Annotated in this window: 23 protein-coding genes and 3 tRNA genes; 14 read left to right on the forward strand and 12 right to left on the reverse strand. The window is 67.5% G+C overall.

Features of this window, described 5'->3' with window-relative positions; all coding sequences use genetic code 11:
* Window positions 1-23 precede the first annotated feature (23 nt).
* The 4 genes from gyrA to J2W45_RS13365 all read left to right on the forward strand — a co-directional run bounded on the left by gyrA (window position 24) and on the right by J2W45_RS13365 (window position 3,187).
* Window positions 24-2,573: a DNA gyrase subunit A gene (gene gyrA, locus J2W45_RS13350; RefSeq protein ID WP_310132683.1), complete on the forward strand. Its 2,550-nt coding sequence runs from the start codon at window positions 24-26 to the stop codon at window positions 2,571-2,573.
* Entirely contained in the window at window positions 2,563-2,976 is a 414-nt protein-coding gene (locus J2W45_RS13355) for a DUF3566 domain-containing protein (RefSeq protein ID WP_310132685.1), read from the forward strand. The genes gyrA and J2W45_RS13355 overlap by 11 nt, the downstream gene beginning before the upstream one ends.
* A gap of 50 nt (window positions 2,977-3,026) precedes the next feature.
* Window positions 3,027-3,103 (forward strand) — tRNA-Ile (locus J2W45_RS13360).
* Window positions 3,104-3,114: 11 nt separating this feature from the next.
* Window positions 3,115-3,187 (forward strand) — tRNA-Ala (locus J2W45_RS13365).
* A gap of 36 nt (window positions 3,188-3,223) precedes the next feature.
* Here J2W45_RS13365 and J2W45_RS13370 read toward each other — a convergent pair.
* The gene (locus tag J2W45_RS13370; protein ID WP_310132688.1) at window positions 3,224-3,688 is read right to left on the reverse strand and encodes an Lrp/AsnC family transcriptional regulator; all 465 of its coding nucleotides are present in this window, start codon (window positions 3,686-3,688) and stop codon (window positions 3,224-3,226) included.
* A 93-nt stretch (window positions 3,689-3,781) separates the two neighbouring features.
* On the opposite strand from J2W45_RS13370, the gene J2W45_RS13375 reads away from it, so the two are divergent.
* Window positions 3,782-4,213, forward strand: coding sequence for a rhodanese-like domain-containing protein (locus tag J2W45_RS13375; protein WP_310132691.1), 432 nt, complete (start codon window positions 3,782-3,784; stop codon window positions 4,211-4,213).
* Window position 4,214: 1 nt separating this feature from the next.
* Here the strand turns inward: J2W45_RS13375 and J2W45_RS13380 are convergent, their stop codons facing one another.
* Window positions 4,215-5,078 (reverse strand): Fpg/Nei family DNA glycosylase, encoded by an 864-nt coding sequence (locus J2W45_RS13380; RefSeq protein ID WP_310132692.1) that lies wholly within the window; start codon window positions 5,076-5,078, stop codon window positions 4,215-4,217.
* A gap of 48 nt (window positions 5,079-5,126) precedes the next feature.
* On the opposite strand from J2W45_RS13380, the gene J2W45_RS13385 reads away from it, so the two are divergent.
* A complete protein-coding gene (locus tag J2W45_RS13385; protein ID WP_310132693.1) occupies window positions 5,127-5,567 on the forward strand; it encodes an NUDIX hydrolase in 441 nt (146 codons plus the stop codon).
* Here the strand turns inward: J2W45_RS13385 and J2W45_RS13390 are convergent.
* On the reverse strand, window positions 5,564-5,761 hold the full coding sequence (locus tag J2W45_RS13390) for a PspC domain-containing protein (RefSeq protein WP_310132695.1): 198 nt from the start codon (window positions 5,759-5,761) through the stop codon (window positions 5,564-5,566). The genes J2W45_RS13385 and J2W45_RS13390 overlap by 4 nt on opposite strands.
* Window positions 5,762-5,829: 68 nt before the next feature.
* Complete coding sequence (locus tag J2W45_RS13395) at window positions 5,830-6,396, reverse strand: hypothetical protein (RefSeq protein WP_310132696.1); 567 nt, start codon at window positions 6,394-6,396, stop codon at window positions 5,830-5,832.
* A 122-nt stretch (window positions 6,397-6,518) separates the two neighbouring features.
* Here J2W45_RS13395 and J2W45_RS13400 point away from each other — a divergent pair, with 122 nt between their 5' ends.
* The gene (locus J2W45_RS13400) at window positions 6,519-7,058 is read left to right on the forward strand and encodes a peptidylprolyl isomerase (protein ID WP_310132698.1); all 540 of its coding nucleotides are present in this window, start codon (window positions 6,519-6,521) and stop codon (window positions 7,056-7,058) included.
* A gap of 23 nt (window positions 7,059-7,081) precedes the next feature.
* On the forward strand, window positions 7,082-7,939 hold the full coding sequence (locus tag J2W45_RS13405; RefSeq protein ID WP_310132700.1) for a rhomboid family intramembrane serine protease: 858 nt from the start codon (window positions 7,082-7,084) through the stop codon (window positions 7,937-7,939).
* Window positions 7,940-8,156: 217 nt separating this feature from the next.
* On the opposite strand, the gene J2W45_RS13410 is transcribed toward J2W45_RS13405, so the two are convergent.
* Window positions 8,157-8,417: a cell division protein CrgA gene (locus J2W45_RS13410; RefSeq protein WP_064110473.1), complete on the reverse strand. Its 261-nt coding sequence runs from the start codon at window positions 8,415-8,417 to the stop codon at window positions 8,157-8,159.
* A gap of 111 nt (window positions 8,418-8,528) precedes the next feature.
* Between J2W45_RS13410 and J2W45_RS13415 the strand changes: the two genes are divergently transcribed.
* The 4 genes from J2W45_RS13415 (at window position 8,529) to J2W45_RS13430 (ending at window position 11,464) form a co-directional block, all read left to right on the forward strand.
* Complete coding sequence (locus tag J2W45_RS13415; protein ID WP_310132702.1) at window positions 8,529-9,302, forward strand: class E sortase; 774 nt, start codon at window positions 8,529-8,531, stop codon at window positions 9,300-9,302.
* Window positions 9,303-9,304: 2 nt separating this feature from the next.
* Window positions 9,305-9,463 carry a hypothetical protein gene (locus J2W45_RS13420; protein WP_310132704.1) on the forward strand — a complete coding sequence of 53 codons (159 nt, stop codon included), beginning with the start codon at window positions 9,305-9,307 and terminating at the stop codon, window positions 9,461-9,463.
* On the forward strand, window positions 9,460-10,098 hold the full coding sequence (locus J2W45_RS13425; RefSeq protein ID WP_310132706.1) for an anthranilate synthase component II: 639 nt from the start codon (window positions 9,460-9,462) through the stop codon (window positions 10,096-10,098). The genes J2W45_RS13420 and J2W45_RS13425 overlap by 4 nt, the downstream gene beginning before the upstream one ends.
* Before the next feature lie 154 nt (window positions 10,099-10,252).
* A complete protein-coding gene (locus J2W45_RS13430; RefSeq protein ID WP_310132707.1) occupies window positions 10,253-11,464 on the forward strand; it encodes a YncE family protein in 1,212 nt (403 codons plus the stop codon).
* A 42-nt stretch (window positions 11,465-11,506) separates the two neighbouring features.
* Here J2W45_RS13430 and pknB read toward each other — a convergent pair whose 3' ends face one another.
* From pknB to J2W45_RS13465, 7 genes are all read right to left on the reverse strand, one after another.
* Entirely contained in the window at window positions 11,507-13,201 is a 1,695-nt protein-coding gene (pknB, locus tag J2W45_RS13435) for a Stk1 family PASTA domain-containing Ser/Thr kinase (RefSeq protein WP_310132711.1), read from the reverse strand.
* Window positions 13,202-13,280: 79 nt separating this feature from the next.
* Window positions 13,281-14,999: a serine/threonine-protein kinase gene (locus J2W45_RS13440; RefSeq protein ID WP_310132714.1), complete on the reverse strand. Its 1,719-nt coding sequence runs from the start codon at window positions 14,997-14,999 to the stop codon at window positions 13,281-13,283.
* Entirely contained in the window at window positions 14,996-16,450 is a 1,455-nt protein-coding gene (locus J2W45_RS13445) for a peptidoglycan D,D-transpeptidase FtsI family protein (protein ID WP_310132715.1), read from the reverse strand. Before J2W45_RS13445 ends, J2W45_RS13440 begins: the two co-directional genes overlap by 4 nt.
* A 1-nt stretch (window position 16,451) precedes the next feature.
* Window positions 16,452-17,858: an FtsW/RodA/SpoVE family cell cycle protein gene (locus tag J2W45_RS13450; protein ID WP_310132718.1), complete on the reverse strand. Its 1,407-nt coding sequence runs from the start codon at window positions 17,856-17,858 to the stop codon at window positions 16,452-16,454.
* Entirely contained in the window at window positions 17,842-19,092 is a 1,251-nt protein-coding gene (locus J2W45_RS13455) for a PP2C family protein-serine/threonine phosphatase (RefSeq protein ID WP_310132721.1), read from the reverse strand. The genes J2W45_RS13450 and J2W45_RS13455 overlap by 17 nt, the downstream gene beginning before the upstream one ends.
* A 2-nt stretch (window positions 19,093-19,094) precedes the next feature.
* Window positions 19,095-19,691, reverse strand: coding sequence for an FHA domain-containing protein FhaB/FipA (locus tag J2W45_RS13460; RefSeq protein WP_310132725.1), 597 nt, complete (start codon window positions 19,689-19,691; stop codon window positions 19,095-19,097).
* Complete coding sequence (locus J2W45_RS13465; protein ID WP_310132728.1) at window positions 19,688-20,425, reverse strand: DUF3662 and FHA domain-containing protein; 738 nt, start codon at window positions 20,423-20,425, stop codon at window positions 19,688-19,690. Before J2W45_RS13465 ends, J2W45_RS13460 begins: the two co-directional genes overlap by 4 nt.
* 142 nt (window positions 20,426-20,567) lie before the next feature.
* On the opposite strand from J2W45_RS13465, the gene J2W45_RS13470 reads away from it, so the two are divergent.
* Window positions 20,568-20,651, forward strand: a tRNA-Leu gene (locus J2W45_RS13470).
* Between the two features lie 135 nt (window positions 20,652-20,786).
* On the forward strand, window positions 20,787-21,053 hold the full coding sequence (locus tag J2W45_RS13475; protein ID WP_310132729.1) for a hypothetical protein: 267 nt from the start codon (window positions 20,787-20,789) through the stop codon (window positions 21,051-21,053).
* Window positions 21,054-21,071 lie beyond the last annotated feature (18 nt).

A 21,071-nucleotide genomic window follows, 5' to 3' on the forward strand; every position in this document is an offset into this window, starting at 1 on the left:
GAACCGAAGAGGAAGAGAAGACTGTGACGGACGAAGAGAACGTGTCGGGCGACGGGGCCGGTTTCGGCATCCACGGAAGGATCGACCAGGTCGACCTCCAGTCGGAGATGCAGAGGTCGTACCTCGACTACGCCATGTCGGTCATCATCGGGCGCGCCCTGCCCGAGGTGCGCGACGGCCTGAAGCCGGTGCACCGTCGCGTCATCTACGCGATGTTCGACGGCGGATACCGTCCCGACAAGGCGTTCTCGAAGTGCGCCCGCGTCGTCGGCGACGTGATGGGACAGTTCCACCCGCACGGCGACTCGGCGATCTACGACGCGCTCGTCCGCCTCGTCCAGCCGTGGAGCCTGCGCTACCCGCTCGCGCTCGGCCAGGGCAACTTCGGATCGCCCGGAAACGACGGCGCTGCCGCCCCCCGGTACACCGAGACGAAGATGGCGCCGCTCGCGCTGGAGATGGTCCGCGACATCGACGAGGAGACCGTCGACTTCCAGGACAACTACGACGGTCGCACCCAGGAGCCCGCCGTCCTGCCCAGCCGGTTCCCGAATCTGCTGGTCAACGGCTCGGTGGGAATCGCGGTCGGCATGGCCACGAACATCCCGCCGCACAACCTGCGCGAGGTCGCGGCCGGCGCGCTGTGGTACCTGGAGAACCCGGACGCGCCGCGCGAGGAGCTGCTCGAAGAGCTCATCAAGCGGATCAAGGGACCGGACTTCCCGACCGGTGCGCAGATCCTGGGTGTCAAGGGCATCCACGACGCGTACCGCACGGGCCGCGGCTCGATCACCATGCGCGCCGTCGTGAACATCGAGGAGATCCAGGGCCGGGTCTGCCTCGTGGTCACCGAGCTCCCGTACCAGGTCAACCCGGACAACCTGGCGATCAAGATCGCCGACCTGGTCAAGGAAGGCCGTATCGGCGGCATCGCGGACATCCGCGACGAGACCTCCGGCCGCACCGGTCAGCGACTGGTCATCGTGCTGAAGCGCGACGCCGTGGCCAAGGTCGTTCTCAACAACCTGTACAAGCACACGCAGCTGCAGGAGAACTTCGGCGCCAACATGCTGGCGATCGTCGACAACGTGCCGCGCACGCTCTCGCTCGACGGCTTCATCGTCGCGTGGGTCGACCACCAGATCGACGTCATCGTGCGGCGCACCCGCTTCCGTCTCCGCAAGGCGGAGGAGCGGGCGCACATCCTGCGCGGATACCTCAAGGCGCTGGACGCCCTCGACGAGGTCATCGCGCTCATCCGTCGGTCGGCAACGGTCGACGACGCCCGCGACGGCCTGAAGGGCCTGCTCGAGGTCGACGACGTGCAGGCGGACGCGATCCTGGCCATGCAGCTGCGTCGCCTCGCCGCCCTCGAACGCCAGAAGATCATGGAGGAGGCGGACGCGATCGAGAAGCAGATCGCGGAGTACCACGCCATCCTCGACGACCCGGCCCGTCAGCGCTCGATCGTCGGCGAGGAGCTCACCGAGATCGTCGACCGGTTCGGCGACGACCGCCGCACCGAGATCATGTTCGGCTACGACGGCGACATGAGCGTCGAGGACCTCATCCCCGAAGAGGAGATGGTGGTCACCGTCACCCGCGGCGGCTACATCAAGCGCACGCGCAGCGACAACTACCGCAGCCAGCACCGCGGCGGCAAGGGCGTGAAGGGCGCACAGCTGCGCGGCGAGGACGTGGTCGACCACTTCTTCGTCACCACCACGCACCACTGGCTGCTGTTCTTCACCAACCAGGGGCGCGTGTACCGGGCCAAGGCGTACGAGGTGCAGGAGGCCGGCCGCGACGCCAAGGGCCAGCACGTCGCCAACCTTCTCGCTTTGCAGCCGGATGAGCAGATCGCCGAGATCCTCGACATCCGCGACTACGAGGCGGCCAAGTACCTGGTGCTCGCCACCCGCGAGGGCCTGATCAAGAAGACCGCGCTGTCGGAGTACGACACCAACCGCACCGGTGGCATCATCGCGATCAAGCTGCGGGAGGGCGACGAGCTCGTCTCCGCACTGCTGGTCGAGGAGGACTCCGACCTCCTGCTGGTCTCGCGCAAGGGCATGTCCATCCGCTTCACCGCGTCCGACGAGGCTCTGCGTCCGATGGGACGTTCGACCTCCGGTGTGATCGGGATGCACTTCCGCGGCGAGGACAGCCTGCTCGATGCATCGGTCGTCTCGGACGAGGGCTACGTCTTCGTGGTCACCGAGGGCGGGTACGCCAAGCGGACGTCCGCGGACCAGTACCGGCTCCAGGGTCGCGGTGGTCTGGGCATCAAGGTGGCCAAGCTGAGCGACGACCGCGGCGATCTCGTGGGCGCTCTCATCGTCGGCGAGGACGACGAGGTCCTTGTGGTTCTTGCCAGCGGCAAGGTGGTACGCTCTGCCGTGGCCGAGGTACCCGCCAAGGGCCGTGACACCATGGGTGTCGTCTTTGCACGTTTCGCCGAGTCCGACAAGATCATCGCTCTGGCGAAGAACACCGAACGCGACCTCGTCGACTCCACTCTCGCGGAGGAGACCGAGGCGGTCGGGAAGGAAGAAACCGTAGATGAGCAGTAGCGTCGCCGACAAGCTCGCCAAGAAGTCGACCCGCCGACCCGCATCCGCCAAGCAGGTGCGGCTCAAGCTGGTCTACATCGACTTCTGGTCGACCGTGAAGCTGTCGTTCCTCGCGGGCATCTGCCTGGCGATCATCGCCATCGTCGGTACGTTCCTGGTGTGGACGGTCCTCGACCGCACCGGGATCTTCGACCAGATCAACAGCCTGTTCAAGGACATCTCGGGCGCCGGCGGGAGCGACCTGCGCTCCATCCTCGGGCTGGGTCAGGTGATGGGCTTCTCGCTCATCGTCGCCATCCTGGACATCGTCGTGGTCACCGCCCTCGGAGCCGTCTTCGCCCTGCTGTACAACCTGTCCGTGAAGATCACGGGCGGCCTGCTGGTCGGCTTCACCAACAACTGACCGATTTCGCAATGCCAGGACCGATCGGGTAGTCTCGTATCTGCCCATTCGGGGATATAGCTCAGGCGGTTAGAGCGCTTCGCTGATAACGAAGAGGTCCGAGGTTCAAGTCCTCGTATCCCCACCATCACCTCTCGCGGGGCCTTAGCTCAGTTGGTAGAGCGCCTGCTTTGCAAGCAGGATGTCAGGAGTTCGAATCTCCTAGGCTCCACACTTATCGCATCGGCCGCGGCTCGACGCGGCCGGCTCACTCGTTCGGCGGGACGATCGTCCGTGTCGGGAACGGGCTCGAGTACGACACGCTCGTGGTCACGCTTCCGAGCGTCCCCACTCGGCCACTGAGCTGCTCCAGGTGGCGCATGGATGTCGCCACCACTTTCAAGATGAAGCAGTCGTCCCCGGTCACGTGGTGCGCCTCCACCACTTCGGGCAGTTCCGCCAGCAGGTCGTGCAGCGGCTTGTACTGGCTGCTCGGGTAGCGGAGCCGCAGGTAGGCGAGGATGCCGTAGCCGAGGCGCTCAGGATCCACCACCGCGCGGTATCCCGTGATCACGCCGACCTCCTCCAGACGTCGGACCCTCTCCGCCACCGCGCTGTTCGACATGTGGACGGTGCGCGCCAGCTCGGCGATGGACTGACGCCCGTCCCGCTGCAGCTCCGCGAGGATGGTGCGGTCGGTGCTATCGGCGACGAACGGGGATGTGACGGTCATGGCGCGATTCTGCCATGAGATCGACGGCGGAATGCGCCGGATGCCGTCGATGGTCTCTTCAGCAGCGCGGTCCGATTTCCTAGTCTCGAAGCCATGACACTGACGATCTCCGAAGCCACCCAGCACTTCTCCGCGAAGCTCCGTTTCGAGACGGACTCGTCCGACGTCCATGCCGCCCTGGAGCGCGGTGATCGGTTCGTGCTCGTCGACAGCCGTTCCGTCACCGCATGGGCACAGGGACACGTGGGCGGCGCCATCCACCTGCCGACGGCCGAGATCCCGGAACGTGCCCCGGCTCTCATCCCCATGGATATGCCGGTCGTCGTCTACTGCTGGGGACCGGGATGCAACGGGTCCACTCGGGCGGCGCTCGCGTTCAGCCGGCTCGGTTACGAGGTGCGCGAGATGATCGGCGGATACGAGTACTGGGCGCGGGAAGGGCTGCCGACCGAGGACGAGGCGGGCCGCATCACTGCGTCGGTCGACCCCCTCACCGCGCCGCGCGGGATCGACTGCGCCTGCTGACCTACTTGAGCAGGCGCGACAGCACGCGGTCGGCCAAGGGCTTGCCGCCGGTCTGGCAGGTGGGGCAGTACTGGAAGGTGGAGTCGTGGAAGATGACCTGGCGGATGGTGTCGCCGCAGACCGGGCACGGCTGACCGGTGCGGCCGTGCACCCGCAGGTTGGACTTCTTCTCGCTCTTCAGTTCGGAAGCTGCGAGGCCGTCGGCGCGAGTCAGCGCATCCCGGAGCGTCGACTGCATCGCCTCGTACAGGCGAGCGACGTCGTCGGCTGCCATGTTGGCCGGCTTGTACGGCGACATCTTGGCCACGTGCAGGATCTCGTCGGAGTAGGCGTTGCCGATCCCGGCGATGAGCGACTGGTTTCTCAGGACGCCCTTGATCTGCGCCCGGCCCTGGGCCGCGAGGATGGCGGCGAACGCCTCCTCGGTGAACGACGGATCGAGCGGGTCCGGTCCGAGTCGCTGGATGCCCGGCACCTCGGCGGGGTCACGGACGACGTAGATCGCGAGGCTCTTCTTGGTGCCGGCCTCGGTGATGTCGAGACCGGAGCCGTCGTCGAGAACCAGCCGCGCGGCGAGCGGGCCCTTGCCCAGGCGTCCGTTCGGGGGAGGGGGCGGAGCGTCGCGCCAGCGGATCCAGCCGGCCCGTGCCAGGTGCACCACGACATGGAGCTCGCCCGCCGCGATGTCGAGGAACTTGCCGTGGCGGCTGACGCCGGCGATGGTCAGACCATGGAGCGCGTCGGCCGGTGGGTCGAACGTCTTCAGCGCCGAGAAGGCGACGATCGACAGGCGGTCGATGACGCGACCCTTCAGCCGGCCATCGAGGTCGGCGGCGAGGGCAGTGACTTCCGGCAGTTCGGGCATCACCCCTAGTCTGCCCCTCACCACCGACAACGGAAGTAGAGTGTGGCGATGGATATCCGCGTCGCCGCCTACGGTGTGATCACGCTGGGTGACCGCATCCTTCTCGCCCACTGGAACGAGAGCGGCCGGTCCGGATGGACGCTCCCGGGCGGCGGCATCGACCCGGGTGAGGATCCGGCGGACGCTGTCGTGCGCGAGATCGCGGAGGAGACCGGCTACGTCGCGGAAGTCGGCGCGCTGCTCGGGATCGACTCCAAAGTGATCCCGGCCGAGCACCGGTTCGTCCCGGAGGCCGGCCCCCTTCACGCGCTCCGTATCGTGTACCGCGCGACCGTAGTCGGCGGGGAGCTGACGAACGAGCTGGACGGCACCACGGACGAGGCCGCGTGGTTCCCGCTGGCGGGCATCCCGAAGCGCCACGTCGAGCTGGTCGACATCGCCCTGGCCCTCGCCGGACTCGACGACGGCGCGGGCGGCGCCACGGCCTAGACGGTCGCCGTCCTGCCTTCGCTCGGGATAACGATCCACGCCACCAGGTAGGCGATGAACTGCGGACCGGGCAGCAGGCACGACAGCAGGAAGATCAGACGCACGGTCCACGGCCGCAGGCCGAAACGGAGAGCGAGACCGGCGCACACGCCGGCGAGGATGCGGCCATCGCGGGGCCGGAAGAGACTGTTCATGCTCTCCAGCGTGTCAGCGGGCGCGCATCCTCACCATCGGGGAAACCCCCGAAAAGACCCGGGGGTCGTTACTGCTGAGTGGTGCCGCTCGCCGGAGCAGCAGGCTCCTCGTCGGCGACCCACAGCTCGTCGTCGGCGCGGAACGTCTGCCAGACCGCATAGAGCAGACCGACGGCCGCGATGATCCCCAGACCGATGGCGATGACGCTTCCCGCCCCCGGACCAGAGTTCTGCGTGGCCGCTTTGGTCTTCTTGGTCAGCTCCTTGCCGGCCTTCTTGAACTCGCCGGCGAAGGCGGCGGAGCGGGCGGCGCGTGCGTGGTCGACGACCGAGAGCGCGGTGCCGACGGCAGTGCCGACCGCGGGGATGACGTCAGTCACGACGCGCTCGCGCGCCTGGCCCACGTAGCGGCCCGCGGTGGCCTTCGCGGTGTCGGCGGCGGGGCGCACGTACTGGTCGTACCCCCCACGGACGCGCGGCGCGATCTCTTCGCGGGTGTAGTAAGCCGCCTGCTTGCGAGCCTCGGCCGCGAGGGCGTTGGCGTTCGCCAGCACCTCCTGCTGCTGAGTCCACAGGTCCTCGGCTCCGCTGCGCAGTCGCTTGAGCTCCTTCTTGCGCTTCCGTGTCAGGCTCATCTGTTCCTCCGTCGAGTCGGGGTGGCGACTGACTCCATCTTGCCACCGAAAGGGCTGAGGATGGCCCGAGAGGTCCTCAGGCCGCCCAAGTCGTCTGTACGCCCTGTGCAAGAATTGGTGCCATGTCTAAGCACACCGCTGTCGCCACGCTCCACACTAACTACGGAGACATCAAGGTCAACCTCTTCGGCAACCACGCGCCGAAGACGGTTCGCAACTTCGTCGGGCTGGCGACGGGCGAGATCGAGTGGACGCACCCCGCCACGGGCGAGAAGTCGACCGCTCCTCTCTACGACGGTGTGGTCTTCCACCGCATCATCCCCGGCTTCATGATCCAGGGCGGCGACCCGCTCGGCCAGGGCGTCGGCGGACCGGGCTACCAGTTCGACGACGAGATCAACCCGGAGCTCGACTTCACCCAGCCGTACATCCTGGCCATGGCGAACGCCGGCATCCAGGGCGGCCGCGGCACCAACGGCTCGCAGTTCTTCATCACTGTTGCGCCGACCACCTGGCTGCAGGGCAAGCACACCATCTTCGGCGAGGTCGCGGACGACGCGTCGCGCAAGATCGTCGACAAGCTCGCCGAGGTGCCGACGGATGCGCGCGACCGGCCGCTGGACGACGTGGTCATCGAGTCGATCGACGTCGAGCAGGTCTGAGAGAGGGCGGGCGAGCAGCACACATGACTCAGCCCGTCGACGCCCGCGCGAGCTACTGCTACCGGCATCCTGACCGGCAGAGCTACGTGCTCTGCCAGCGCTGCGGCCGCACGATCTGCGGCGAGTGCCAGACTCCGGCCGCCGTGGGTGTGGTGTGCCCGGAGTGCATGGCGCAGCAGCGCGCGACGCATCCGCGCACCAAGCCGGCGTGGCTCACGCGGTTGACCGGGTCGGGCGCGCCCGTCGTGACGTACGCGATCATCGCCGTGTGCGTTCTCGTTTTCATCGTCCAGACGCTCGGGCAGCTGCTCAACCTCCCCGTCAACAGCGCCATCGTGTACGCGGGCGCCTACTCCTACCCGAGCGGCACGTTCGGGGTGGCCTTCGAGCCGTGGCGGATGCTCACCAGCGTGTTCGCGCACGCCAACATCATCCACATCGCGCTGAACATGTACACGCTGCTCGTGTTCGGGATGGCCCTGGAGCCGTTGCTCGGACGGGCCCGCTATCTGGCGCTGTTCCTGATCAGCGGCTTCGCGGGTTCGCTCGGCGTGCTGCTGCTCGCCTCTCCGGTGCAGCCGGTGCTCGGCGCATCCGGCGCGATCTTCGGCCTGTTCGGGGCGTTCTTCATCATCCAGAGACGGCTGGGCGGCAACGCGACCCAGATGCTCGTGCTGCTCGCCATCAACCTGGGGATCGGCTTCCTGCCCGGGTTCAACATCGCCTGGCAGGCGCACGTCGGCGGGCTCGTCGGCGGCTTCCTCGTCGGGCTGATCTACGTTGAGACCCGCAAGCCGCAGCGCCGCCGCTGGCAGCTTCCGCTGCTCGTTCTGCTGTGCCTGATCTTCGTGGCGATCAGCCTCATCCACTTCTTCGTCTGATCCTGTAGTTCCCACAACGCGTGGATAAGTTATCCACAGGCTTATTAACACTGTGGGTAATTACACGGCTGTAACTCTCCACAGGCTTATTAACACTGGGGAAAGCACGCGGGAACGAGCGTCGACTACTCACAGGCAGCCTGTGGAGAAGTGTGGAAAACACACGACCCGGGCCGGCTGAAAGCCGACCCGGGTCGAAGAGGGAGTGCGAGACGCGCTAGCGCCAGCGGGTGGTCATCAGGAAGCCGATGAACGCGATCCCGAAGCCGACGAGGATGTTCCAGGCGCCGAGGGCCGGGATGGGGTACTGGTTCTGGCTCACGTAGAAGACGATGATCCAGATCAGTCCGAGCAGCATGAAGCCGAACATGAGCGGCTTGAACCACACCGGGTTCGGCGCCTCTTCTCCGGACGCCGCTGCAGTGCGCTCGGCGCGGGCGGGTCGCTCAGGTTTCGTCTTCGACTTGCTGCGGGCCATAGCACCACAGTGTAGCGGGGAAGCCCCGGAGCTTTCTGAGGCCCCCGAACAGGGGCCGAGTGGGTGCAGGGCCCGTGTCGTTTCACAGAGACCGTCTCTAGAATGTGACACATGACCCCGCCCGACACCCGCGACCGTCGTCGGGGACGCCGCCCTGCACGGCGCCCAACGGTGGTCGGTGTCATCGGCGAGCTGCTGATCACGGCGGGCGTGCTCGTCCTTCTCTTCCTCGGCTGGCAGATCTGGTGGAACAACCTCGTGCTGGCCGGTCAGCAGACCAGCGCCGCCGCCCAGCAGAGCCAGAAGTGGGTGGACGACGCCATCAAGGCGCCCAAACCGGCACCCGACCCTGAAGCGGCCCAGGTCGATCCTCCTGTGATGGCCGCGCCTGCTCCCTACCAGCCCTTCGCCGTCCTCTACATCCCTCGGCTCGGCCCGGACTGGAAGCGGGTCATCCGGCAGACCGTCGACACCGAGCGTGTGCTGAACAGCTACACGGCGGGAGTGGGCCACTATGTGGACACTCAGATGCCCGGTCAGGTCGGCAACTTCGCCGTCGCCGGGCACGACTCGGGATGGGGCAACACCTTCATCGACCTCTCGAAGCTGCGCATCGGAGACCGCATCTACGTACAGACTCAGGACGGCTGGTACACGTACACCTTCCGGAACTTCGAGTACGTGCAGCCGACTGCGGTCGGCGTGCTGCTGCCCGTGCCGCGCCAGCCGGCCGCGACCCCGGTGGAGCGGTTCATGACCATCACGACGTGCAACCCGCCCTTCCATGCTGGAGAGCGGCTGATCGCGTACAGCGTGTACCAGACGTTCGCGCCGCCGCAGGACGTTCCGAGTGAGATCGCCGCCGCGGTCGGACAGGCAGGCTGACGATGTACGGAGCCCTGTGGAGAGTTCTGCCCGGCCCGTGGTGGGTGCGGTTGCTCATCCTGCTCGTGCTGGCGGCCGTGCTCCTGTTCACCCTGGTGACCTGGGTGTTCCCCTGGGTGGATTCGCTCCTCGGTCCGCAGGAAGGTACCGTGGGGCCGTGACTCGCGTACTCGTCATCGACAACTACGACAGCTTCGTCTACACGCTGAACGGCTACCTGCGCGAACTCGGCGCCGAGACCGATGTCGTGCGCAACGACGATGTCAGCGCCGACCAGCTGGCGGGGAAGCTCGCCGAGTACGACGCCGTCCTGCTCTCTCCGGGCCCGGGAAAACCGGCCGACGCGGGCGTGTCCGTCCCCGTCGTCGAGCAGGTGCTGACCACCGGCCAGCCGCTGCTCGGCGTGTGCCTCGGCCACCAGGCGATCGCCGAGGCGTTCGGCGGGGTGGTCACCAACGCCGAAGAGCTGATGCACGGCAAGACCTCGAAGGTCACCCACGACGACACGATCCTCTTCGACGGCGTTCCGCAGCCCTTCACGGCCACGCGCTACCACTCGCTGGCTGTCGTCGACGGCACTCTGCCCGAGGAGCTGCAGATCACCGCACGCACCGAGGGCGGCGTGATCATGGCGCTTCAGCACCGGGATGCACCGATCTACGGGGTGCAGTTCCACCCGGAGTCGGTGCTCACCGAGGGCGGCTACCGGATGCTGGGCAACTGGCTGGAGGCGTCCGGACTGGCGGGCGCAGCCGAGGCGGCCCGCTCGCTCAACCCGTTGGTCAAGCTGGGCTGACGGCGCCGCAAGTCCCCACCAGCCATCGCCGGAGGGAAAGCTTTCTCGGTGCTCGTTCTCGCGCCTTCCGTCACCGAAGGCGCGACGATTACTTGACATATCCTCATTTGTTGGAGGACAGTTCATAGCTGACACCATCGGACGGAGTCAGACCGTGAAGAAGCTGTTCGCTCTACCACTCACTGTTCTCGCGACGGCCGCCTTGATCTTCGCCGCGACCGGACCGGCGGCAGCTGGTGCCCGCTACTCGGTCACGACAATCAGCCTGGCGAACACGCATTCACGTCCGCAAGCGATTGCGGCGGACCCCCTCACCGGTACGTTGTACGTTGGCCAACAGGACGGCGCGGCCGGCGCAATGATTGCAGTACTCGGTCCGTCGGGTGGCTTACGCACATACATTCGCGTGGGCGAGAGCTTTGATGCTGCCTCGAACGTTCCTCCAGATGGAGAGCGACCTGCGCCGCATGCGCCGTCACGAGTGATCGCGCTGACGGTCAACTCTCTCACCCGGACGGTGATCGCGTTGGTCACTGATACCTGGATCAACACGAACCCCACATACTCAGGGCTCTCAGGATCGTACGTCGTAACTGTCAACATGCGGACGAACACCGTCTCACATCGCTACACCGTCGCGGCACCAGCATCGGAGCCCGAGGCCGCTGCAGAGGGGTGGCACGACATCAGCACTATGTGGACGGGCTTTGCCCTCGATCCGGTCAGGAACGTGCTTTGGGGGATCGAGGGGTATGACCCAAGGTCGAGCAACGCAATAGATCGGCTCGATCTGACCACAGGCGTTCATGGGCGAGCCGCCCTGCCGGTTGTGGCGAATGACTCGCCCATCGACGCGGTACCCACGATCGCGTTCAATATTGCCAACGGGCACGCGTACGTAAGTGTGGCGGGCGTCATCTTCGTTGTCGACGGATCCCTGAGGATCATCAACAGGCTGCAAGTTCCGGGCCTCCCGGGATGTGATGTGTTGCCAGGTAGCGGCCAGACCGCGATCGTTGCCTCACCGTGGACGAGCACGCTGTATATGACGTGGTGCGGCGGTATCTATGTGATCAATGGAGCGACGAACGTCGTCACGCGTCCCTTCCCGACGATCCCACTCGGCAAGGCCGGACTGGCTTACGACCCCCTGGGGCGATCGTTGTACGTGTATGAGACTCGCAATGGTGTGAAGGGTCTAGGCATATACAGCACCGTGACTGCGACGTCGCGCGGCTTCGTGCCTCTGGCCCTGAGCGATGAGGTTCCGACGGCGGGAAACGCGTGGATAGCGAACAGCCCGTTACTCAAGACGACATACGTGACAAGCTCGGCGTCCACGATTAGTGCGATCGCCACTCGCTGACGAGAGCGCTGATCAACGCGGCGGCGTCGAAAAGGCGTCGGATCAGCCCGAGCAGTAGGTCAGATCGACGGTCGTGCCCTGTGGCACATCCCCCGGGGCGACCGACTGCGTGTGCACCATCGTCGCGCCCTTGTCCTGCGGGCACGTGGGGTCCGGCTTCGGGTTGGCGGTCAGACCGAGCTGAGACAGGATGCCGGTGGCGGCCTGGATTGTCTGCCCGGTGAGGTCGGTGAGCGTCACCTTGCCGCTCGATACGTGCAGGCCGATGGCGTCGCCTTCGTGCGCTGACGCGTTGGCCGCGGGATCCGTGGAGATCACGACGTTGGCCGGCACCGTGGGTGAGTTCTCCGACGTCGTCGGACCGACGGTGAGCCCGGCCTGTTGCAGTGCCTGCGTCGCCGCATCCACCGTCATGTTGTGCACGTCCGGAACCGACACGGTCTTCTTGCCGGTGGAGACGTAGACGGTGATGGTGTCACCGGTCGCGACGACGATCCCCGCACCGGGGTCGGTGCGGATGACCTCGCCCTGCGAGTAGGTCGGGCTCGACTCGCTCGTCTGCACCCACTTGAGCTTCATGTTCTCGAGCTCAGCCGAGGCCTTGTCGAGGGTCTGCCCCGACAGGTTGGGCACCTTGCGCGACGTCTCCGGCATCGTCGTGCTCGGCGCGAGCCGGAGCACCCAGGCGAGGACGGCCACGATGACCACCGCCATGATGGCGATGCCGGCCCAGATCCAGATGACCGGTGGGCGGCGCTGCGTGCGCGTCATCGTCTGGTCCTCGGCCAGCTGCCGGAAGGCCGCCTCCGGGCCGGACACCGAGCTCGGCGGCGCGCCGAACAGCGTCTCGGCGAGCTCGTCCTCGTGCTTGCGCTTCGGGACGCGGCCCGCGGCCGCCTCCTCCAGGTCGGCGCGGAACTCCGCGACGGTCTGGTAGCGCTCGAAGCGGTCCTTGGTGAGGGCGCGGGCGACCACGACATCCATCGCGGGGGAGATCTTGGGATTGACGGTGCTCGGCGCGACCGCGGTCTCGCTCACGTGCTGGTAGGCGACGGCGACCGGGGTGTCGCCGCGGAAGGGCGGACGTCCCGTGAGCATCTCGAAGAGCACGACGCCCGTGGAGTAGAGGTCGGTGCGGGCGTCGACGGACTCGCCCTTCGCCTGCTCGGGCGAGAAGTAGCTGGCCGTGCCGAGCACGGCGGTGGTCTGCGCGACGGTCGCCGATGAGTCGCTGATGGCGCGGGCGATGCCGAAGTCCATGACCTTCACCTGGCCGGACTTGGTGATCATGACGTTGCCCGGCTTGATGTCGCGGTGCACGACGCCGGCGCGGTGCGAGTACTCCAGCGCGGTGAGGATGCCCTCCGTGATGCGGACGGCCTCCGAGAGCTCGAGCGGGCCCTTCTTGATGAGGTCTTTCAGAAGGACGCCGTCGACGAACTCCATGACGATGAACGGGAGCTGGGCCTCGTGACCGTTCGGCTCACGCACGGTCTCCTCGCCGGCGTCGAAGACGCGGACGATCGTCGGGTGCGTCATGCGGGCCGCGGCCTGCGCCTCCTGGCGGAAACGGGTGCGGAACGCGGGGTCGGTCGCGAGGGAGGGCTTCAGCAGCTTGATCGCCACCGTGCGGCCCAGTCGGGTGTCGGTGCCGCGGTGCACGTCCGACATACCGCCCCGGCCGATGAGTTCGCCCACCTGATATCGGCCTGCGAGCAGGCGGCTATCTGGGCTCAATGCGGACTCCTTCTGGGTGCTGACTCCGGTTAGTGTAGCGGGGCCCGGCTGGATATCCGCCCGAGGCCCCGGGCCGGGGTCACTTGTTGCCGTTGCCCCCGGTGCCCCCGGCACCCGGCGCCGGCGTGGAGGTCGAAGACGTGACCTCGTACGGCAGTGCAGGCGACTGGCCGGACTCCACGGACTCCCCGCAGAAGATGGTGTAAGTGAGCTGGTAGGTTCCGGCCGCGCTCGGCGACCACACCATCTTGGTGTCGTTGACCGGCGTCTGCGGCTGGCCGTTCACGTAGAGGCGTCGGCCGATCAGGTTCTGCCCGGCCGGGCAGGTGGCGGAACCGAAGTTCACCGTGATCTGCGAGTTCGGCGTCCCCTGGCCCGAGGGCGGGGTGGCCGAGACGGTGTCGGTCGGCGTCGGGACCGGCGCGACGGGGCCGTAGACCTTCACCGAGATCGTCGAGCCCTTCGGCACCGGGCCGGTCGGGTTGACCGAGTAGACCTTGTTCGCCTGGTCCTGGGTCGTCGCGGCGTTGCCCTGCGAGACGTCGGCGACCATCCCGAGCTGCTGGAGCTTGTCGCGCGCCTGGTCGGCGGTCAGGCCGAGGAAGTCGCTCTCGGTGATCTGGACGGTGTTGCTCGTCGGGGTCGGCTTCGGGGACGGCGTGGTCGGCTGGCTGGTGGGTGTCACGACCGGCGACGACGTCGGCGCCACCTTGGGCTGGGCGACCAGTGTGATGATCGTGCCGATCAGCACGAGGGCGAGCAGGGCGATGAGGGCGATCAGCGGCCAGGTCCAGCGGCTGCGCTTGCGCTCCTCGACCGGCTCGGTGGTCTCCTCCTCGACGACCGGCGCGACCGCGGTGGCGGGCAGGACGGTCGTGGCCTGGGTCGGCGCCACGGGCGGCTGCATGAGCACGGTGGCGGCATCCGTCGCGGCGGCTGCTCCGAGGATGGCCGGGACCGCGGCCGCAGCGGCACGCACGTCACCGCGGCGCAGAGCCTGGGCGGCGCGCGCGAGGTGCGCGGCGGAGGAGGGACGGTCCGCGGGGTTCTTGGCGATGCAGGCGAAGACGAGATTGCGGACCGGCTCCGCCACCGTGGCGGGGAGCTCCGGCGGCGCCTCGTTGATCTGCGCCATCGCGATGGCCACCTGCGACTCACCGGTGAACGGTCGGCGGCCTGCGAGGCACTCGTACGCGACGATGCCGAGCGAGTAGATGTCCGTCGTCGGGGACGCCGGGTGACCGGATGCCTGCTCGGGCGACAGGTACTGCACGGTGCCCATGACCTGACCGGTGGCGGTCAGCGGCACCTGGTCCGCGATGCGGGCGATGCCGAAGTCGGTGATCTTCACCCGGCCGTCCGGGGTGATCAGCAGGTTGCCGGGCTTGATGTCGCGGTGCACCAGGCCGGCCGCGTGCGCGGCGTGGAGCGCGGCGGCGGTCTGCGCCACGATGTCGAGCGTCCGGTCGGTGCTGAGGACGTGCTCCCGCTCCAGGATGCTCGACAGGGCCTCGCCGGGGACGAGCTCCATCACGAGGTAGGCGCTGCCGTCCTCCTCGCCGTAGTCGTAGACGTTGGCGATGCCCTCGTGGTTGACGAGAGCGGCGTGGCGGGCCTCCGCGCGGAAGCGCTCGAGGAAGCCGGGATCGCCGAGGTACTCGTCCTTCAGGATCTTGATGGCGACGGTGCGACCGATGACGAGGTCCGTGGCCTGCCACACTTCGCCCATGCCGCCGATCGCGATCCGCGACTGCAGCTCGTAACGTCCCCCGAAGGTGAGCCCTGCTGTGGGTCTCATTTATTCAGCACCGCCTCTAGTACTTTCCTCGCGATCGGAGCGGCAAGGGAGTTCCCCGTGCCGTTCTGACCCTGTCCACCGCCATTTTCGACAACTACAGCCACAGCGAACTCGGGGTCGTTCGCCGGCGCGAAACCGGTGAACCACAGCGTGTAGGGATCGTTCTCCCCGTTCTGCGCCGTGCCCGTCTTACCGCCGACCTGGACCCCGTCTATTCTTGCATTGCTCGCCACGCCGTGATCGACGCCGTCCACCATCATCTGCTTGATGGTGTCCGCATTCTGCTGGGTCAGCGGACGCGAGAACTCCTTCGGCTGGAAGCTCTCCTCGGTCTGCAGATCGGCCGACCGGATGGAGTCCACCAGGTTGGGCGTCATCAGCGTGCCGCCGTTGGCGATCGCTGCCGACACCATCGCCATCTGCAGCGGCGTGGCGCGGTCGTCCATCTGCCCGAACGACCCGAGGGCCCGCTCCGCCGGGTCGGTGTAGAGCGGGTAGATGCTCTTCTCGACCGGGATCGGGATGCTCAGCGACTGGTTGAATCCGAACTTGTCCGCCTGGTCCTTGATCACCTCGGGCTTCAGCTCCATGCCGAGCTCGGCGAACGGGATGTTGCAGGAGAGGATCTGCGCGGTGGCGATCGAGACGGTGGCGCCGGGTCCGCAGGTGGTGAGCGAGTCGTTCTTGACGACGGTGCCGGAGCCGGGGAGCGGCAGGGACGCGGGGTTCGGGAGCTGGCTGTCCTTGGTGTACTGGCCGGTTCCGAAGGCGGAGGCGCTCATCACGGGCTTGAAAGTGGACCCGGGCGGGTTCAGGTTGCCGCCGATCGTTCGGTTGATCAGCGGATCCCCGGGGGCCGCGAGCAATTGCTGATAGGCCGCGTCGACCGCCTTGCCGTCGTGGGAGGCGAGCACGTTCGGGTCGTAGGTGGGCTTGGACACCATGGCGAGGATCTTGCCGGTCTTGGGCTGCAGGAGGACCACGGCCCCCTGCTTGTCGCCCAGCGCATCCCACGCCGCCTGCTGCGCCACCGGGTCGATCGTCGTCTCGACGGCCGCGCCCTGCGGGTTCTTGCCCGTCAGGATGGCGTTCACCCGGTCGAAGAACTGCGAGTTGGCGGAGCCGCTCAGCTTGGCGTTGAGCGCGCCCTCGAGGCCGGTCGGCTCCCCGTTGATGGGGAAGAAGCCGGTGACGGCGGAGTAGAGCGGACCGTTGCTGTAGACGCGCTGCCACTTGTAGACGTCGTTCGACGGCACCGACTGGGCGATGGGCTGGCCCTGGACGAGGATGGCGCCGCGCTGCGCGGAGTAGCTGTCGTTGAGGGCGCGGGTGTTGCGGGCATCCGTGTTCAGCGTGTCCGCCTGGAACACCTGCAGGATGGACGTCGAGACCAGCAGGGCCAGGAACATCCCGAGCACGATCGTGCTCACGCGCTTGATCTCACGGTTCATGTCAGCTCACCACCAGCCGGGGTTGATTGCGGACGGTGTCGGACAGCCGCAGCAGCAGCGCCACGATGATCCAGTTGGCGACGAGGGACGAACCGCCCGACGCGAGGAACGGCGTGGTGAGCCCGGTCAGCGGGATGACGCGCGTCACGCCGCCGATCACGATGAAGCACTGCAGGGCGACCGTGAAGGAGAGTCCCACGGCGAGCAGCTTGCCGAAGTCGTCCTGTCCGGCGAAGCCGATGCGGAGACCGCGCGCGACGAAGACCAGGTAGAGCGCGAACAGCGCGAAGAGGCCCGCGAGACCGAGCTCTTCTCCGAGACTCGCGATGATGTAGTCGCTCTGCGAGACCGGGGTGACCCACGGCTGACCCTGCCCGAGGCCGGTTCCGATGAGGCCGCCGTGGGCGAGCCCGAAGAGCCCCTGCACGAGCTGGAAGCTGCCGCCCTGCGCGTCGTAGACGTTCTGCGAGAACGGGGTCAGCCAGTTGGCGAAGCGGTCGTGCACGTACGGGAGCAGCTGGCTCGCGGCGATCGCGCCTCCGACGATGAGGAGCAGGCCGAGGATGACCCAGCTGATGCGCGCGGTGGCCACGTAGAGCATCACGAGGAACAGACCGAAGATGAGCAGACCGGTGCCGAGGTCGCGCTGGAAGACGATCACGGCCATGGCCATCAGCCAGACCACGAGGAGCGGGCCGAGGTCGCGGGCGCGCGGGAAGCGGATCCCCAAGAACTTCTTGCCGACCGTCGACAGCGAGTCGCGCGCCTGCACCAGGTAACCGGCGAAGAAGATCGCGAGGCAGATCTTGGCGATCTCGCCGGGCTGGAAGCTGAACGGTCCGATCCCGATCCACACCCGAGCGCCGTAGATCTCGCGCCCGATGCCGGGGAGCATCGGGAGGAGCAGCAGCACGAGCGCGGCGAAACCGAAGAGATAGGTGTAGCGCTGCAGGATGCGGTGGTTGCGGATGAGCACCACCACCAGGATCGCGCAGATGATCGCGATGGCGCTCCACACGATCTGCTTGACCCCGGCGCTGTCCCAGCCGGCGTCCTTGTAGTGGATGTCGATGCGGTAGATCTCGGCGATCCCGATACCGGTCAGGAGCGTCGCGATCGGCAGCAGGAACGGGTCCGCCTGGGGCGCCACGAACCGGAGCGCGATGTGCATGCCGAGCACCAGCGCCGAGAGTCCCGCTCCCAGGTAGACGAGCGTCAGGTCGACGTGCCCGAGGGCGCCCAGCTGCACCAGGACGACGGCGGCCGCGTTGATGGCGCAGGCGATCAGGAGGAGGAACAGCTCGCGGTTGCGGAGCTTCGCCGGGAGGCGCAGCCGTTTCACCGGCCCGGTGAGGTTCCGGGGCGGACGGGCCTGCTCGCGCGCGGCGGTGCTACTGTCTGCCGGCATCGCTCAGCTGCTCCACGATCGTCTGGGCCGCACGCAGGTCGTCGGCGTTGATGGTCTGCTCGACCTGCTGCTTGTCGTACTCGGGGAGATCGTCGACGACGACGTCCGACTCCTGGTAGAGGTGCGAGAGGCTGATCGGTCCGATGCCCTGCTGCACGCCCTGGTAGATAGCCACCTTGCCGTCGGGCGCCGCTCCTATGTAGTAGCGGGACTGGGTCCACTGGTAGCCGAGCACGATGGCGAGCACAATCGCCACCACGAGCATGATCAGACCGACCATCCAGGTGATCCGGCGGCGCCGGGCGCGGCGCGCATCCTCCTCGATCAGCTCGTCGAGGTAGTCCTCGGACTGCGGCTCGAAGTGCGTCGGCCCTGTGGCCGGGCGGATGGGGTGCAGGCGGAGGCCCGGAAGGCGCGCGGCGCGGGTGGTCGGCTTCGGCTCGGCGCCGAACTGCAGGGGAGACGCGGCCGAGCCGACCGTGACGGGCTCCTTGACGACGTCACCGCGGGCGGTGTCGCCGATGTCGAGGACGATGGCGGTGACGTTGTCGGGCGCTCCGGCGTCGAGGCTCTGCTTGAGCAGCCGCTCCGCCACCTGCTTGGGCCCGTCCTTCGACGAGAGGGCGGCCAGCATGTCGTCGTGCTTGACCACACCGCTCAGACCGTCGGAGCAGATGAGCCAGCGGTCGCCCGGACGGGTGTCCAGCGTCCACGTGTCGATCTCGGGGGACGCGTCCACATCCCCCAGCACCCGCATCAGCACCGAGCGGCGGGGGTGGACCATCGCCTCCTCCTCGGTGATGCGGCCGCTGTCCACCAGCCGCTGCACGAACGTGTGGTCGGTGGAGACCTGCTTGAGCTCGCCGTCGCGGAGGAGGTAGATGCGGGAGTCGCCGATGTGGGCGAAGGCGATCTGGTCGCCGACGCGCACCATCGCGCTCACCGTGGTGCCCATCCCCGTCAGTTCGGGATGCTCGAACACGGTCTCCGCGAGCAGCGAGTTGGCGGCGATCAGCGACGACTGCAGCGCGAACTCGGCCTCGGCGGGCGTCTCGTACTCTCGGTCGGCCTCCCGGATCCGGGTGACGGCGATGGCGGAGGCGACGTCGCCGCCCGCGTGTCCGCCCATGCCGTCGGCGACGACGAACAGCTGGCGTCCGGCGTAACCGGAGTCCTGGTTGTTCGAGCGGATCTTCCCGACGTGGGAGATCGCCGCCGCCTTGTTCGTCGCCACGATTACCGCCGCAGCTCGAACGTGGTCGTACCGATCTTGATCGGCGTGTCGAGCGGGACCTGGGTCGGGACCGTCACGCGGCGGCCGTCGAGGAACGTGCCGTTCGTGGAGTCGAGATCCTGGATCATCCACTCGTCGTTCCAGAGGAGCAGGCGGGCGTGGTGGGTGGAGGTGTAGTCGTCGCGGATGACGAGGTTGGAGTCGCTGGAGCGACCGATCGTGATGGGATCGCGGCCGAGCGGCAGCTCGGTGCCGGCGCGCGGACCCGAGGTGATCACCAGCCGGCGCGTGGTCTGAACGCTGGCGTTCGTCTGGCCGCCGGCGCGGTTGGCGCCCGACGGCAGAGTGGAGACCGGTGCGGCCTTCATGACCGGTTCGGTCGGACCGGCCGGGACGGGCACGGGGGCGGGTGCGGGCGCAGAAGACGCCGCCGGGAACGGGGACGCGGGAGCCGCGGCCGCACGGGACTCGGGCAGCTTGCGGACGCGCTGGCCGAACAGGTCGGTCCGCAGGGCGTAGACGATCCCGAAGACGAACAGCCACAGCAGCAGGAGGAAGCCGAACCGCAGCACCAGCAGGGTCAGCTCACTGGGGTTCACGAAGGACTCCAGAAGTTGCCGACATCGTGGCGCCGGGTCGCGTCGTCGGCGCGGCCGCGCTGAGCGGGAGCCGCCTGGGGGAGCACGCGGAAGACGATCCGCGTGCGGCCCAGCGTGATGACCGACTCCGGCTCGAGGATCGCCTTGCGGAGCGGCTCGCCGTCGAGCTTGGTGCCGTTGGTCGAGCCGAGATCCTCGACCTGCGCCCGGTGGCCGTCCCAGGTGATCATGACGTGGCGGCGGGAGATGCCGGTGTCGTTCACGGTGATGTCGGCGTCGGTACCCCGGCCGATCACAGTGCGGGAGTGCGCGAGCGGGTGGTGCACGCCGTCGATGTCGAGCACGGGCGTCCAGGCGACGTCGCCCTTCACGTTCTCGGACTCCACCTGGAGCATCCCCACCGACAGCTCGGCGTCCTGCTCCAGCTCGATCGAGATGCCCCCGGCGAACTGGTAGTGCTGGGCGGCCGCGTGCTTCTGCACGAAGTCGATCAGCTCGTCGGTAAGCGCGGCGCCCATCGAACGCATCCGCGTGAAGTCGGCGTCCGACATCCGCAGCACGAAGCGATTGGGAGCGAGCACGCGGTCGCGCGCGACCACTGCCGCTTTGGTGTCGAGCTCCTTGCGGAGAGCGCTGGTGAGCTCGACCGGCTGCAGCCCGGAGCGGAAGGTCTTCGCGAACGCGCCGTTGACGGCGCGCTCGAGCCCCCGCTCGAAGTTGTCCAGAATGCCCACAGTCTCCCGCTCCCGGCTCGATGACTACATGCATGTTAGTCGGAACCCTGGGAAAGCCACTGGCTATCGGGTGAAGATCAGCCGACCGGAGGATGCCCGGATTCGTGAACGATCCGCGCGTCGTGTTAGAGTTCCTGGGTTCGCGCGAGTGGCGGAATTGGCAGACGCGCTGGCTTCAGGTGCCAGTGCCCGCAAGGGCGTGGGGGTTCAAGTCCCCCCTCGCGCACGAACGTGAAGGCCCCCGGGAGACCGGGGGCCTTTCGCATTTCCGGAGGCTTGTTCGCAGCTGGGAACCGCGACGGATGCGAGCGGGATAGCCACTCGGCGTCACGAAACGGGCGATATGCATTCTTAACAGGATGTGAGTTCCTCTTCCGCACTGTCGGCGGCCGCGTACCTGGGCATCCGGCGCAAGGCCCATGCCGCCGCTCTCGAGATGGCCGCCCGGGTTTCCGCCGCCGGCGTGCGACCCACCGCCGAGCGCATGGAGCGCTGGTCGGAGGCGTTCGCGGCGCATTTCGCGGAGGCGGAGCATCGGGTGCCGGACCCCAAACCGCCGCGGCCTCAGCGAACGCGGGTCTCGCCACCGGTGTTCGCCGTGCGCCTGGAGGACGACTCCTGGTGGTGACGAACGGCCGCGATAGGG

It is taken from the genome of Leifsonia shinshuensis (genome assembly GCF_031456835.1).
Classification (GTDB): domain Bacteria; phylum Actinomycetota; class Actinomycetes; order Actinomycetales; family Microbacteriaceae; genus Leifsonia; species Leifsonia shinshuensis_C.

Coding starts and splice junctions, on each gene's coding strand:
- J2W45_RS13385 (WP_310132693.1), top strand. CDS start 5,127: ATGGATATCCGCGTCGCCGCCTACGGTGTGATCACGCTGGGTGACCGC.
- J2W45_RS13400 (WP_310132698.1), top strand. CDS start 6,519: ATGTCTAAGCACACCGCTGTCGCCACGCTCCACACTAACTACGGAGAC.
- J2W45_RS13415 (WP_310132702.1), top strand. CDS start 8,529: ATGACCCCGCCCGACACCCGCGACCGTCGTCGGGGACGCCGCCCTGCA.
- J2W45_RS13405 (WP_310132700.1), top strand. CDS start 7,082: ATGACTCAGCCCGTCGACGCCCGCGCGAGCTACTGCTACCGGCATCCT.
- J2W45_RS13370 (WP_310132688.1), bottom strand. CDS start 3,688: ATGACCGTCACATCCCCGTTCGTCGCCGATAGCACCGACCGCACCATC.
- J2W45_RS13445 (WP_310132715.1), bottom strand. CDS start 16,450: ATGAACCGTGAGATCAAGCGCGTGAGCACGATCGTGCTCGGGATGTTC.
- J2W45_RS13440 (WP_310132714.1), bottom strand. CDS start 14,999: ATGAGACCCACAGCAGGGCTCACCTTCGGGGGACGTTACGAGCTGCAG.
- J2W45_RS13420 (WP_310132704.1), top strand. CDS start 9,305: ATGTACGGAGCCCTGTGGAGAGTTCTGCCCGGCCCGTGGTGGGTGCGG.
- J2W45_RS13450 (WP_310132718.1), bottom strand. CDS start 17,858: ATGCCGGCAGACAGTAGCACCGCCGCGCGCGAGCAGGCCCGTCCGCCC.
- J2W45_RS13375 (WP_310132691.1), top strand. CDS start 3,782: ATGACACTGACGATCTCCGAAGCCACCCAGCACTTCTCCGCGAAGCTC.
- J2W45_RS13380 (WP_310132692.1), bottom strand. CDS start 5,078: ATGCCCGAACTGCCGGAAGTCACTGCCCTCGCCGCCGACCTCGATGGC.
- J2W45_RS13410 (WP_064110473.1), bottom strand. CDS start 8,417: ATGGCCCGCAGCAAGTCGAAGACGAAACCTGAGCGACCCGCCCGCGCC.
- J2W45_RS13355 (WP_310132685.1), top strand. CDS start 2,563: ATGAGCAGTAGCGTCGCCGACAAGCTCGCCAAGAAGTCGACCCGCCGA.
- J2W45_RS13390 (WP_310132695.1), bottom strand. CDS start 5,761: ATGAACAGTCTCTTCCGGCCCCGCGATGGCCGCATCCTCGCCGGCGTG.
- J2W45_RS13395 (WP_310132696.1), bottom strand. CDS start 6,396: ATGAGCCTGACACGGAAGCGCAAGAAGGAGCTCAAGCGACTGCGCAGC.